Source organism: Sandarakinorhabdus sp. DWP1-3-1 (assembly GCF_049896705.1).
Classification (GTDB): Bacteria; Pseudomonadota; Alphaproteobacteria; order Sphingomonadales; family Sphingomonadaceae; genus Sandarakinorhabdus.
The window spans coordinates 587,945-602,179 of the sequence record NZ_JAFCUV010000003.1 but is presented as its reverse complement, the minus strand read 5'-3'; the positions used below and the strand labels follow the sequence as shown (position 1 = coordinate 602,179).

Below are 14,235 nucleotides of genomic sequence, written 5' to 3'. Positions count from 1 at the left end.
GCTTAGCGCAACTTAATAATTTCCGCCTTTTATCTGAGCCGAAGCTCTTTCAATGGCAGCCTTGCTTCGGCCGACGAGCAGTTTCTTCGACCGTGCGGCAGTCTCCAGGTTCAGCCCGTCGACCTCCCAGGTTGTCAGTGTTCCGCTTCCAATCATCATCGGAACGGACTGCTCGGTCTTAGTGATCGACAGGACAAGCTGGGGTCCGATTACGATCTTCCATCCATAGTCGCTGTTCCCGCGCTCGAGCACGATGCCGGTATCCCCGATCAACACCGTCGCTTCGGGCGCCGTGGCCAACGTCCATTCCATGTCCAAAAGCCGGTCCTTCAGAATGTCCCGACCCGAATGATCTTCGATCGTGTCAGCATACGGGATTGCCTCGTTCCCCCCTGGTGCGAGTTGTTTGTCAAACTGTGATGTGAAAAAAAGATCCAGGTCATCGCTCGTCGCTGACTTAATCGCGGCGAAAACCGCAGGGGTCATCCCACTTGCCGGTGCACCAATGCTTGCGAGATATTCGTCGAGATCCGCGAGCGAGGTAGCGCCTACTAAGACAGATTGTAGATCGCCGAGAAAACTGGCGGTGACCACCGGGAAGCGACTCACAGTAGCCGGGTGTCGGAGGGCCATAACGCCGAAAAAGTCGGCCAAGTCCTCTCTCAATGCGGAACTTCGTTCACCTTGGTCGAGGCGACGAAACAGCTTGGATCCAGACCTGTCAACCTGTCCCATCTCTCCGGTTTCAAGGCTGAAATCGTCGCCCGTGCTCGTTTGTTGAGTGTAGAGGTCATACTCCGACATAAGAGTCATGATCGATCGTTCCTGCACCGTGTCCTTATCCCAGTCATAGGACCACACGAGCTTCGATTGCCCATCGTGCGAAAAGCGTTTCAGCCAGAACTGTGGGATGTAATGATGATTGTGGGGGTCGCTCATGCCGAACTCTGTGCCACCTCCCTAGCTTCGTGAACAGTGCCGATATGAGCGTTTCCCCGCCGTTAGGACCGGCTAACCGTTTGGTTTCATCGTCGTTCCGGTCGGTCGTAAAGCGAGTACCACACCCGAGCTATTCGGCGACATCGCTCGAGCGCACGCGCGAGTGTCTGCTGCCGGCGCAAGCCGACACTTGGCGGACCCGCCAGAAATGACCGAAATGTCCCGAGGCTGTGTAAAAACGCCTCGCCGGACCCGACACAAGCAATATCGCAATCGGAGAGGCTGTCTTGACCCCATAACAGAATCCCGGCGCGCCCAATCTTGAATCAATCCTTCGCAGAAAGCCGCCGAACCTGCGTTTTTACACGGCCTGTCCCAGATCCCGTCATTCGCAGACCCATCAAGATGGGAACCAAGCGTCAGGTTTTGGCCACTAGATAGAGCAGATGCCGTTCTGGCTCTCTACGTCGCAGATCCGTATGCCGGCGCCGGCGCAGCTCTCGGCGGTGATCCGCGCCTTGTCGTCGTCGGAACATGGCCGACGCCGGCTCATCTCGGTGAAGCCACAACGCGCGCCGTACGACCGCCGATCACGCTAGCATTATCCCATGGCATCATCATATCATCAGTACCGGCAGCCCAAGGGTCAAGCAGGATTCGCGGGTTACGCCGCCATCAGAGAGGCAGGGTCAGGGTAGCGCTGGTGTTAGATATATCGAGCAAAATATCTAACAATTTCTCTCACCAGATTATGTCCATTGGTCGTCCTTTTCCGTCTCGCTCCGGAGGCTCCAATTCAGCGAGGTGGTATCGCCCCAGTTCGGCGGATCCTGTTCGCGCATCGCGGGGTCGGCGCGAGCGTCGCGAAGATTAGTGGTAATGGCGCGGACGGCGAGCATTGTACCAATCTGGCGAGCGCCGCCGGAGATTGCGAGACAGCGGCAGGATGCTATGGGCATCAACGCTGACCACTGGTTCAGGAAGTGGCTGCCGCTTGGTTGATGCGTTTTTCGAGGTCAGCGAGACCAGCGAGCAGCTCGTCGAAGTTTGGCGGCTCGACCATGAACATCTCGGCCATCGCGGCATAATCGGCAGCGAGCGCGTCTCGTATCTTGGCGGAAGGCGATATTCTAAGACCGGCTAGGTCAGCGGTCGCGTAGGAAGCGGATCCATCCGCGAACATCAGGGACTTATTGCGCACAACCTGGGCAAGCAGGTCGGGCTCAGCCAACGCCGCAGACGTAATCCCGGCCATGTCGAGCATCAGCAGGTCGTAATAATGCCGAGACAGCCCATCGCGCAACTTTCCGTTATGGTGCAGCGCGTGAAGGATTGTCGCCTTTTCCCAGAAAGTGCGGGCAATGCTGAGCGTCTCGACCGATGTGACCGCGTCCGGCAAGCTGTCGGGAAACTCCTCTGCAACATACGGTTGAATGTCGCGTACTTCGAACGGATCTGGATCGCCGCGCGCGCCGAATTCGAGCTTGATCCTTGGCTTCACATAGCCTTTGCTGCCATCGTCACCAAAGACGCCTCGGCCGAAACCACCGAGACCGTAGCCCGAGGTGCGAGGATAGTTGAACAGCAGCGTCTGCCGCTCGTTGTCGTCCGGGTCGACCTCGACGCTCCAGCCTTCCGTGGTGCCAAGCTCAGTCTCGATCGCCTTACTCAGCACCGGAAGCGCAATCGTCTCGACGAAAGCTTGTGCTGCAGCCTTCAGCGCCTTGGTGCGCCGCTGACGCTCGTTACCGGAGATTCCATGCTCCATCGGCGAGGCGACCTTGTCCAACAGCGGGGCGGTTCGCCGGATAGTGAGATCGATATCTTCGGAGAAGCGCTGAATGATTGCGTAGGCCTTTGAAAGCGACGTGCCGCCCTTGAACGTCAAATGCCCCTTTAGGTCGGGCGTGTGTGTAAGCCGCCTCAGCGTCCAGCACACCCAGAAGTCCTTCTCAATGATCAGCGGCGTGAGATCACGCTTGTTCGCCGTCTCTTCGATAAAGGCGCGCCGATTGTCGATACTGGAGCGAGCAAACTTATCCATGCTGGGCAGCTTCGATCTTGAGGATTACATCGCCCATCCAGCCGGGCATCGACGGGCGCGCACGTAGCAGCTGTCGCATGTCGTCGCTATCCACGCGTAACGCTAGCCGCCTGATCGTATCGGCATCGACCTTGGCCCGGCCGAGCAGGGCCAGGGCCTGCAACACCGCGTTCGCGGTGTCTGAAGCGGTATCCAGGACAGGCGCACGACTATGGCGTAGCGTCAGGCTGCGACCCGCCGTGCGCTTGACCTGCGTACGGCCGGTGGTCGCATAGGTAGCCTTGGCAGGCACCTGTGTGGAGAGGCCGAGGCTGTTGGCCGCCGCTGCGCCCGACGGTGCAAGCTTGTCACCTCTCTTTGCGGCGTGGGCGGCTGCCAGTGCTGCCGGGTCGGGGCTTAACGCGCCGAGCACGTCATGCACGCGAGGATAATCGTAAAGCCCGCGATCAAGCCGGCGGATTGCAGAGGACTCAGTCAGGCGCGAAAGTGCCATATCGATCGAGCCGCGTGAGCCCAGATCGAGAAAGCTCCTCGGCGTAAATACCCATCCGCGCCCCTTGCCGCGAACGCGCTTCATGATTTTGTCAGCGATAGCGGTCACGGATCTGCTCCTTCCTTGTTAGATAATAGCCCAAAAATATCTAACAAGCTATCCTGTCCGAACGATGATGCGCGGTAAGTGCACCTTTCCTCTCGTGTAGCTCAAATGGATGTCCGGCGGCCTCCAGCCGAGCGATGCCGCACACCGGATTTTGGTTGAGCGTGCTCCCAGACCGAAAAGAGCGGCGCGCTACGCGGCGAGCCTGAACTCGGCTCCAATTTCATGAATATCCGTTTCACTGGGTACATCGAGCTGCATTTCAGCGATCCAGTTCGAGACCCAGTCGCGTCTTGCTTGCGACCATTCATCGTAAAATGGCCGGTTCAGGGAAATCGCGCGGGCCCGGATGATTTCGTCGACTGTTGCGCGGACTAGCGCGGGCACTCGGTGGCGATTCAGTTCCGCCGTAACGAGGGCGTGGTCGGCGCTCAGGCTTGACAGAAGGGCCCTGCCATATCCCGGCCGATCTGTCGGATCTTCGCCCCGCGCACCGATCAGCGTGGCTAAGATTTCCTGCAGTCCCGTCGTCACGAAGGCGGCGGAAACGACGACTTCGTTATTCATCCGCCGATTATTCCAGGCCAACAGGAATCGGCTGATCGTGCGAAAGATATCGAGGAAATTCGACAACCCGCGCAAGTTTCGTCGGTTAGCGTGCCGTTCCAGTCTCGTTCGAATGTGACGCTGGACGAACGCCCAGATGGCTTTACGCAGTTCGGCGACTGAAGCGCCGCTTGAGCCTATGACCCAATGGTCGGGAACATCGCCCGAAAAAGGATCGCGCGCGCGCCACCGTCCGCCGCCACCGCCGCCGGAAAAGCTGTCATCGGCAAACCGAATGGTCGTCCGGTTCATAAAATCGATCGCCTCATCGACTCCGCCGAGTGCGTCGATGTATTCGATCAGCCCGTCGCCGCTTTCGATTACTCGTTGCAGCCTGTTACCAGCAGTATTACCTCCCGCTCGATCGCGGAGCAATCGCGGAAGCTGCTTGACGGAACAGAGCAGGCTTGTCACTTCACGACCGTCAACTATAGCTCGCAATTGACCAACTGCAGGCTGGTCGAATTTTTCTTGATCATTGTCCTTTAGGGCCAGAGTGATATCGGATTTTGCTGCACCGATATTCCACGAGAGGGTGGGCAGCGCCTCGTGGCGCTTGAATATTCGGAGCGTAAGTTCGGTCGTATGTGCAGGTATCGCCGCGGTCGCCAAAAGCTGTCCTTCTTCGGTTAGGACCAGCGATAGTAGCTTGAGCCCGTGAGTCCCGGCAGTCGAGGGGGCGGGCTCTTCGATCGGCGACGCTTGAAATTTCTCCGTTGCGATCTCGGCAAACTTCAAGTCATCCTGCTTCAACGCCGCCGTGGCGTTCTGCTCCGTCGCGAACCAGAGGCATGCCTCGCTATTGCCGCCTGCGAGGGCGGCATTGGACATGTTAGCGCTGCCAGCGAGCCAGTAAGTGCGCTCCGGTGTCTGGAAGGCAAGCGCCTTTGCGTGCATCTTGCGTCCGGCTTTTTGCGGCGTCGCCGAGATCAGTTCCAAATTGCCAAGTGTGTTGCGCAGCGCGACAAACCGCTCGACCGGTAGATTACTATAACCAGATTGGCTGACTATTTGGATGGTCGCGGTGGGCCAACGCTCTCTTATCAGCTCAACCATGCTGAGGTTCTTGTCGAAGTATGGAGCCAGCATCGTGATTTTGCGAACATCCATGTTGGCCAGTCGAGCGACAATTTGCGGCCAGAGCGGACCGGCGTGACTGGACACGAACTCGATATCCTGTCCGGCAACGGCGGTTTCGGTAAGCCAAGGGTAAGCGACCTCAGCTTGATCGAAAACTGCCTTTTTCAGCCACTTGGAGACTGGCCCAGCCTCTTGTGCGTAGCGTTGAAATTGGCGAAATATCGAGGCGATGAGCTCAGCGTTGCCGTTTCGATCGTCGCCGCTTGACGACTCCAGCGTTGAGATGAGCTCGAAATTATGACCCGTTCCGGCGGAAGTGCAATTGTTACTGCCGACCGACGCGATCATTTTCTTGTCGCCGATCGAAAGGTACAATTTTGGGTGGAACACACCTCTGGCCATGCTGATCGGGATGACAAAGTAATTTCGATCGAAGCCTTGGCCTTGCCTGCCATTCTCTAGGATGTCCCGGTAGCGGTCGTTGTCCACGAAAACGAGGACCAATGCGCCGTCGAATGCGGGGGTAGCGAGTATGCGCCGTTCGAAAAAATGTGGATCGAATTCATATGTGGCGACGAACGCGAACTTGCCCTTGGCCTTCTTCAGGAACTCGAGGAAATCTACCGTCACGAAATGACGTCCTCTAAGTAGAAACGTAGCATTTCCCGGCCGTCGGACGTCAGGCGTTGCCCGACTTCCGGGTCGCTGGCGATCAGCCGCAAGTCCCTCAGCACTTGCATCGCGCTCGGAAAACGCGGGTTGCCAGGGTCCACTTCATCGCGAGTCAGTCCCGTACCGTAGACCATCATGCCATCAACTCGAAATAAGGGCGGGCTTCCGCCAAAGCCCTTTTCGTAGCTCATGGTTTCATGTTGTCGAATGACGAACCGCTTTAGCACCCGAGTCAGGATCTCCCGATTGGCCATTTTCCACCAGCCCTCGCCAAAATCGACGGTGAGCATGTGGAAGACAGTCGGCATTGCGACGTCGGCTCCTTGGTCCGGCGCCTTTTGGATGTTCCACCCTTTATGGGCTTCAGCGACAGTTAGATCATATCGAAGTATCAGGGAGTAGAGCAGCAAGGAGGCCAACAGTGGACCCGCCGGCCCAGAGACGAAATCCTGCTCGACTAACGCTTTACGAAGAAGCCGTTCAACGAACGGATTGGATGCGAACGACCCCGAAGTTTTTCCATTATCGGCTTCATCATGAACATCGATCCCCAGCAATGCCAGCGAGTCTGCCGGCGAGAGGTCCATGAATGGGATGGGCAGTTCCAACGAAAGAAACTCGCCGAGCGCCTCGCGTGACTCTATGCTGTCAAAGGCTTCGATTATTTCCTCCAGCATCCTACCCGCGGCATGATCCCTGATCGCGCGCACCAGGCCAGCCAACAAGGATTCGAGCGCGGTGGTCAAATAATTGTGAAACTGAAAAATCCGCCAGCGCTCCGATATGTCGATCAACGCTGGCGGCGGCGTCACCGAAACCGTGTTCTCTTCGTCGTCGAAAACGATCCGATAGTAGGTCAGATCGGCAAATGCCCGCACATTGAATTCCAACCCCTGTCCGGCAGCGATATCGGTCGCCCACAAAAGAAGCAGCAAGCTCATGCGGCGCCGATAATGAGAATTGAGCCGATCGCTTTCGGTCGCGAAAAACAGATCGCGCAAGGGCATAAGATCAGAGTCGTCTGCCGCCCGCAATTCGCATAGTCCAGCTGCGCCGCCGAATTCCTTTAGTATGTCAGTCTCAATCGAAGCGCTCGCCGGCCCCAGATTGACAAACGCGGTTCCCGCGACAGCGCGGTCGAAGGCACCGGCTAACAGGCTTCCCTTGGCGGACAATTCTCCGGAGCTCATGGCCGCAGATCGGCCGTCTTCGTTTTCGGTATCGCTTACTGTCACGCTCTCCTTGAATATGCCGAGGTTGATCAGCGATCCCTTATACGCGTCGAACCCGCTGGTGTTGTCGCGCAGGTGACTCCAGCGACTGAGGTCGATCGAGCGCTCTGTAGAACCCGTCGCAAATTCGACTCCTCGATTAGAGCCCTGCAGACCTCCTCCGTCGCATGGGTGACCTTTGTGATGGAGTACCGCGCCAAGTGTCATTGCCCGCTCGTCGATAAGGACAAGGCGCATTGTCTGAACGAAATCGGATTCGCCCTCGGTCCGGTGCTGCGCGCGCTGGAAAGCCCACGGGAAAAAGGAATAATAGCGCGCGCGCGGCGTGATCGAGGTGATGCAATGGAGGAGTTCAGCGCCCAGGCGCGCGCCAACTCGCAGGGTCATGCCGAGCGGGTCGCCGGTGCCCGAAGAAGGTAGCTCCGTGTTCCAGCCAAGCAATGCGATACCGGCTGGAAGCCGCTTGAGATTTAGCAAAATGGCCTCGAAATATATAACATTGCAATCTGTCTAGTCGACTATTTTTCGATGCCTACAAACTTCGGCCTTTTGACTTCATTCATCATCGTCGAGATAATCAATAATCTAAAGCTGCCGTGACAATTAGGCGGTTATTTTTGAGCAATAGCTCTATATAAATGTGTGTCGCTCTTTACTACTTTGAGTATCTCTAACAGGTTTAGAACGTGAGATTTAGCATTCAGACTCCAAATATTAGCTGCTTCAGATAACCAGTTTTCGTTAGATATTGGCCTTAGTTGCCAAAGCTCGCTCGGTTTCATAGAAAAAGAGTGCGGATAGAGCTGAATTTGAAGTTTTCTATATCGCTGATCTTTGCCCCTGCCATCCATGCTGTTGCAAAGTTCGCAAACCCATTCGGAACGGAAATAGCAGCCAGCGAGATTATTTTTGCACATTTCATCAAAGATAATCAGGGGGTCCAGATCCCAGCCTTTATAGATAATTTTGCTTTCTATCGCAGAAATTGTGAAATCGACGAGATGGTCATGATGAAATACGAGTGGGGGCAAATTTACGCAATTAACGTTGTAACAACTGTTTCCTGGTTTGCGATTAGATTTTAGATGCTTTCTAACACTTCTAGAATTCAAAACTATATCCTTTTAAAATATTAAACTGCTGAAAATTACACAATATAAGACAAGTACTAATGCGACTGTTTGGCCATCAGCCTGTTTTGGATTGTCATTGACTCATTTAGCACTCCGACCGAGTCATTCTGTTAATGCCATTTCCCCGCTACGATGTTCGTTGCCGTGATCGTTTCGATTGAGCGCTGGCTTTTCTGGGCAGCCAACGCATGCCGCATCATGGGTTGTTTTGGTGCTATTTCATACCTGAAACTCGCTGAAGAGGTCTGCAGGCATTGTCTCACTAGCTGGCGAGAGGGCGGCGTCATCCTACGTCCCGCTGACCGAGCCAAGCAGCCTGCAGAAAAATCCCAAGTCACATCACCACGACGAAATAACTCCCCGTTCATCCGTGCAATCTCGCTCAAAAGCAGTTCAAGAGAGTTGATCAATTTACTCAGAGTTCATTTGGTGACGTTTTCAAACTAACATAAAATACGTTATAAGTTTCTGCACAAGCATTCAATTCGAGGAGTGCTTGAGCATCTATCGGTGGTTGAAAAGCCGACTTTCAGACAGCGAGACAGTTTCACTGAGCAGGGCCCGGTCCAGATATAGATTGCGGTGCTCACAACTGGTTTCGGCCACCAAAAGGCAGCTATGACAGGCCGCCCCATGAAGCGCGCGGTCGTCGGACTGTCGTTCTGGCTGATGATCGGCGCAGATTGGATCACTCGAGCAAATTGTCATCTTGTCCAAAGCACAACCAATCATGTCTCCCAGCCGGGGCAAGACCGATAGAAGGCCGCCGAGCGTGCCTTGAGCCCCAGCCGTCGCGGTGTAGATCAAGATGCCAAACCGGCCGGGCCCTTTATCGTCTGGCAGGGAGTAAATTCGCTCCTTCAGCGCTGTCGCGGGGTACCCGCATTCAAGAGCTATTTCGGCCATCAAGCCGTGACTGAGAGAATGAAGCATTATGTACGGTGCCCCCGGGTAAGGAGGATGCTTCTTTCCGTCGAATTTTTTTGCCGCCCAAGCTCGAAAGCCTTCGTGGAGGCTGGCGTCCCGCTCTTGAACAGGCGCCTTGGCCATCCACGCGCCTATTTCTCTGCTATCAAACTTTATGAACAGGCCTTCGCCAAATTGTTCGACAGCTGGGAGCCATGTAAGTTCGTTCGCGATCGGCGCGCCGTCCACCGCAATGTAGATTTCTTCAATGTCACCATCGATCGATGTCGGGGCGGCTTCAAACCGTGTGAACCCGTACAAGCATGAGACTTCGCGCAGCCGATGGACGGCAACAACGGAATGGATCGGCGCAAGCCACGCCTCGGTCCCACCCCACCCAGCACGGTTGAGCGTTTCGGCATGCAGCTCTGCATCGGGCCGATTTACGCCGATGAGTTTTTCACCTGACGCAAAAATCTCGAATTCCGCAAACTTTGGCTTCTTGTCGAGATCCTGAAGGATTGCAGTGCGCAGCCGCTCGATGCGTACGAAAACAGCTTCGTCTGAGTGCCCCTCAATGGCTGCCGAAACTGCAGGGTTAAACTTACGAGCCTGGCCTACTTCAGCAATGCTGGTCACATTGCCCAACGAGTCCCAGTGCTCCTGTATCCGACGCGTGAGAGCATCCTCGGCGGACGGCAATGAGATCACGGTGAGGACTTGCGAGAAATATGTGTTCGTTGCGGTCCGCGTCAAAAACCGGAGCTCCTTGCCGCACCCTTCTGGAGCATCTGCATACAGCCAGGGTTGCTTGCCGGTGCAGCTACCGAACCGGCCCGGTATCTGAGCTTGTTCTAGTGATAGCGACTTGCCGCAGCCACAAACGATCCGGGTATTACGCGGCTCGCCGGTGGTTCCCTGCTCCTCGAGCCAGAGGGCATCGCTGCATTTTACACCGCTGCCGTGAACAGCCCAGCCCCAATCGATGTCTTGGATATGGCCTTTCTCGCAAGCGGCAACGAAGCGGATTGGAGTGACGTCACTTTTCTTCCCATCGTCCAAGGTGAATTTCCGACGGCCACCGGCGGCATCGAGTTGCTTCCAAGGCACCAAACGACGCCGGCGTCCCGTTGGTGTCTGTTCGTGAGCATCGGTAACGAACCAGCAGGGGAATATGGTTACGTCGATCCCTGGTGGCTCACGGCCTGGCAACTGTGGATCCAGCGGGGGGGTCCGCAGGCCAAGCGTCACTCCGGGACTGAGGCGACCAGTCTTTACGAGCTTGTCTTGCAGCAACTGCGACGCCCGCGGCTCCGAGATCGGCTTCCAGCTATTCTCCCGCATATCCCAGCGTTCCAGACCCCCGACGATAACAGATCTTGTCGGCAGATCGACCATCGCGCCCGGGCCAAAGGTCGTGATGATCTGTGACAGCCTGAGTTCGGCCTTCTTTGACGACTGCTTCATGCCAGATCATCCGCGTTTGAAATGAGGTTGCCGTCCGGCCCGCGAGGCTTAAGGCGAACCGCAGGTTCGACGTCACGCATGCTCCATCCGGCTTGAAACCGCTGTTGGCGTGGGTCGAGGTTTGGGATTGCCTTGTCCAAGGGTGCATGCAGAAGGCGCTGGGTGCCGGCCATGTCATAAACGAAGTTGCCGCCGCCTTGCGTCTGCTCCCTGGCTATCGCAACCCAGTCGTCGAGTAGCCCGGCGATGAGGGTCTCGAGGGCCGGCTTGCCTCCGACGATGTCGTCTGGTGCCCTTGCCACAAGGTAACGGATGACCTCGCTGCGCACCTCTGGCGACCCCTCAAGTTCGATCACTGCACGGGATGGCGTCAGGTGGGGACGTAGGTGTCTGGCAATCGCCACGACGACGGCGGCTAGCGCCCTGTCGAGTGCTCGTGCCGCCCATGGCGTCACACTTGTTGCCTCGACCGCTCGGTAGAAGGTCGAATGGAAATGGCAGAACTGCTCGAAGTGCATTCGGTCCCGCGGCTTATGTAAATTCAGGATAGTCACCACGACGCCGGGGCGGTTCGGATCGCGCCCGACCCGACTCGTTGCCTGGATATACTCGGCAGCGGTTTTGGGTTGGCCTTGGACAACCATCAGGCCCAAGCGCGAAATATCGAGCCCGACCGAAATCATGTTCGTCGCCAGCGCCACGTCGACAGTTTCATCGCTCTTTGTGTAGACCTGATCGAGCCTGTTTTTGGCCTCTGCAACAGCATCGGTCGAAACGCGGGACGTCAATTCGAGGGGTTCGCCGATTTTCCGATCAGCGAAGGGTTTGTCGAGCGGTACAATTCGTCGCCGCTCGGTTCCGTACCTGGCGACACCAGCGCGCACTTCGTCTTCAACGATCCGGCGCGCTCCTCCAAGTTCACGCAACGCATTGAAATAACAAAGCGCGGTCAGATAAGGGTCGGACGATTCGCCTTCAGCTTCCAACATTTGCTGCGCCGAGGCGAGCAGAGTGGTCAACGCGCGCAAGTAGACCAGCTTCGGGCCGCGACCGCCGGCCGCCAGCCCGACGTACCATCTCGCCGGTGACGCGCTTTCCGGAAGTGTTTGCGCAAAAAAGCTGTTGCGTCGATCGATTCCCGGCGGCGGGAATACCTGCGTATCCGACCGATCGAACAACGCCTTGATCTGCTGGCTCGCTCGCCGAACCGTCGCGGTTGATGCAACGATTTTTGGACGGACAATCTTGCCGGACAGCTCACGGCTCGCCAAACGGTCGATCGCAGCTTCGTATAGGCCCGCAACCGTACCTAGCGGGCCCGAGATGAGGTGAAGCTCGTCCTGAATGATCAGGTCGGGTGGATCGAGCTTGTAACCGTGGGATAGCGTCTTTCCTTCCCGAGGCTCGTTCGCACCGTAAAATCCATTATGATCGTGCCGATCAACATGGCCAAAAAATGCGCCTGCTTCACCCCTCCAAGGCAGTGCTGCAAATTTATCGACCGTTGCGACGATGAAGGCGGGGAGCCGACGATAGATTGCCTCATCCACGGTCACGATGGGCAGAGACCGGTCACCAGTGAAGTCGCAATCGATGTTCGCGCAGTTAATTTCGAGGTTGGTCGGGCTGATTATATTTGGGGTGCAGGCGAAGCTATTGGTCGTGAAGGCCGTTCCGCACCATGGGCAAACCTTGAGCGGTGCCGGCGCTCGCTTGTCCTTGCCCATCTTGTAATCGCGGACGCGTTTGACGGCGGTGTTGTCGCTCTTGTTCCCCTTGCCACCGAGTGAGTTGGGCGATGCGTCGGACCCTACCCAAAGCCCAATTTCGATCGGCCAGTCTCCCAGCAATGGACGATCGTCCTTTGTCCTATAGCGGGTGCCGGTTCGGAGCAGCTCGAGCGCACAGACAAGCCCTGCCGCTCTTCCCAACTGGTCCAGTGTCAGCAATCGCAGCGTGTAGCGCATGATCACGCTCACCCCTGCGCCGAGTAGCCCGCTCGCTGAGAGCCTCCGGTGTGCGATCGCGAAACCTGCGAGGCCGAGGTATGCTTCCGTCTTCCCGCCGCCAGTGGGGAAGAACAGCAAGTCCACAACCTCGCGATCAACGTGGCCTTTGTCGGCACTGCCAGCCAAGTTCAACAATATGAATGCCAACTGGAAAGGACGCCAGGTGGGTGCGGTGACCGCGGATGGCGCCACACCTTCGATGGCGGCATTTCGTTGTCGTGCAGCCAAGGCAATCGAACGATTCATGATCTCGAACGCCCGCCTAGCTTTGTCGTCGCTCTGCAGCAGCGCTATCCCTTCGGCGATGCGTTCACGCGCCCGCCCTTGGCTGCGGATCAAGCTGGCGGCCACCTCTCGCCGCCGCTCGGCACCTGCGATAGCGTTTTCGGAGGAGGCGTCCGTGGTCTGCTTTGTGCTCCACGTGGCATAGGCTTCAACAAGCGGGGCCAGTCGTGCAGCCAGTTCGTCCCCACTTTTTTCGGCCAGGTCAGCCAAGGCTTCGATGCCGAACTCGACACCGCTGACTTTTGCGGCCTCGACGCGCTCGACCGAAGCTTTCGGCATTGCGTCGGTTGCCACGTAGCGGACGATGCCGTCAGCATCGGTGCGGAAGCTGGTCGCGGCATTGCGTCCGACAGCGAATGCGGGGAGGTCGCGATAGTGCAGATCTGCCAGCCGCTCGTCATCGTCTGACGAACGATACCGCGACAGGTCGTATTGGGGTCGAAAGCCTTCGTCACACAGGAGCGCAAGCCGCACCTGAAACGCGTACGTGATGTCAGCATAACGGCCACGAACACTCGCCCGCCTGTTGACAAGGAACACGGTGACGACATTCACCGTCTCGGTCGATCCGTCTGGGTGCTTGAGCGTGAACGGACGGGCCTGCACACCGAGCTCGAGCGCGCCTCCGCGCTTACCGGGCGCAGCGCTGTCCGGTAGAACGTGCTTTGCCAATTTGCCGGAAGCCGGCACATCCACGTCAATCTCGGCCACGCCTGGCTTTCGCACCCAAGTCACCTTTTGGTGGTTGTCGCGCTTTTCGCCTTCGAGGATTTCCGGTGGCAACGGCGGTTCAGTGACGTAGTCACCCCAGGTCGCCCGGACTTTCAGACGTTCAACCCCGAATGGCAGCATCACGGTGATGCCAACGGACGAGGGCAGAAAGCGTCGCCGAACAACAGGCGGGTCAGCTTCGCCGTCGTCGCCAGCCGCCCCTCCAGCACCGGCTCCGCCCGGTTCGACCGTTAACAGCTCTTCCTGCTCCTCGTCGCTTTCGTCATCGTCTACAGGTCCGTCGAAGGCCGGGCCGAGAAACCCTGTCAGGTACCAACGTGACGGATTCTCCCGCAATTGCTCGTTCAACAAGTCGTCATCAGTGGGATATTCGGAAGGCCCGACGAGGTCGCGGCGCAGACGATCGACCAGTTCCGACCTGAGTTCGATCGAGTTCATCGCGCTTTCCCCGCTTCCGTAATCGCATTATCCATGTGGATCATGATCCTCATCGGGCCAGTCGAGTTGTTCGTCTGCGTGAACACGCCCCGGC

Annotated in this window: 8 protein-coding genes; 1 reads left to right on the top strand and 7 read right to left on the bottom strand. The window is 57.2% G+C overall.

The features are described 5' to 3' along the window. Positions 1 to 12: 12 nt before the first annotated feature. The 5 genes from ACP7AI_RS16470 to ACP7AI_RS16450 form a co-directional block, all read right to left on the bottom strand. Positions 13 to 939, bottom strand: a complete 927-nt coding sequence (locus tag ACP7AI_RS16470) for a DUF4238 domain-containing protein (RefSeq protein WP_426169699.1) — start codon at positions 937 to 939, stop codon at positions 13 to 15. Between the two features lie 976 nt (positions 940 to 1,915). Beyond that, a complete protein-coding gene (locus ACP7AI_RS16465) occupies positions 1,916 to 2,983 on the bottom strand; it encodes a nucleotidyl transferase AbiEii/AbiGii toxin family protein (RefSeq protein ID WP_426169696.1) in 1,068 nt (355 codons plus the stop codon). Continuing rightward, a complete protein-coding gene (locus ACP7AI_RS16460; RefSeq protein WP_426169693.1) occupies positions 2,976 to 3,584 on the bottom strand; it encodes a DUF6088 family protein in 609 nt (202 codons plus the stop codon). The genes ACP7AI_RS16465 and ACP7AI_RS16460 overlap by 8 nt, the downstream gene beginning before the upstream one ends. Before the next feature lie 189 nt (positions 3,585 to 3,773). After that, on the bottom strand, positions 3,774 to 5,897 hold the full coding sequence (locus ACP7AI_RS16455) for a hypothetical protein (RefSeq protein WP_426169691.1): 2,124 nt from the start codon (positions 5,895 to 5,897) through the stop codon (positions 3,774 to 3,776). Continuing rightward, entirely contained in the window at positions 5,894 to 7,648 is a 1,755-nt protein-coding gene (locus tag ACP7AI_RS16450; RefSeq protein WP_426169689.1) for a hypothetical protein, read from the bottom strand. Before ACP7AI_RS16450 ends, ACP7AI_RS16455 begins: the two co-directional genes overlap by 4 nt. A 281-nt stretch (positions 7,649 to 7,929) precedes the next feature. Here ACP7AI_RS16450 and ACP7AI_RS16445 point away from each other — a divergent pair, with 281 nt between their 5' ends. After that, positions 7,930 to 8,256, top strand: a complete 327-nt coding sequence (locus ACP7AI_RS16445; protein ID WP_426169687.1) for a hypothetical protein — start codon at positions 7,930 to 7,932, stop codon at positions 8,254 to 8,256. 552 nt (positions 8,257 to 8,808) lie between these two features. On the opposite strand, the gene drmB is transcribed toward ACP7AI_RS16445, so the two are convergent. Beyond that, positions 8,809 to 10,677, bottom strand: coding sequence for a DrmB family protein (drmB, locus tag ACP7AI_RS16440; protein ID WP_426169684.1), 1,869 nt, complete (start codon positions 10,675 to 10,677; stop codon positions 8,809 to 8,811). Next, positions 10,674 to 14,141 (bottom strand): DISARM system helicase DrmA, encoded by a 3,468-nt coding sequence (drmA, locus tag ACP7AI_RS16435; RefSeq protein WP_426169681.1) that lies wholly within the window; start codon positions 14,139 to 14,141, stop codon positions 10,674 to 10,676. The genes drmB and drmA overlap by 4 nt, the downstream gene beginning before the upstream one ends. Between the last annotated feature and the right edge of the window lie 94 nt (positions 14,142 to 14,235).

What these genes read in the sequence shown, in the direction of transcription:
- drmB (WP_426169684.1), bottom strand. Translation starts at nt 10,677, where the DNA reads ATGAAGCAGTCGTCAAAGAAGGCCGAACTCAGGCTGTCACAGATCATC.
- drmA (WP_426169681.1), bottom strand. Translation starts at nt 14,141, where the DNA reads ATGAACTCGATCGAACTCAGGTCGGAACTGGTCGATCGTCTGCGCCGC.
- ACP7AI_RS16470 (WP_426169699.1), bottom strand. Translation starts at nt 939, where the DNA reads ATGAGCGACCCCCACAATCATCATTACATCCCACAGTTCTGGCTGAAA.
- ACP7AI_RS16465 (WP_426169696.1), bottom strand. Translation starts at nt 2,983, where the DNA reads ATGGATAAGTTTGCTCGCTCCAGTATCGACAATCGGCGCGCCTTTATC.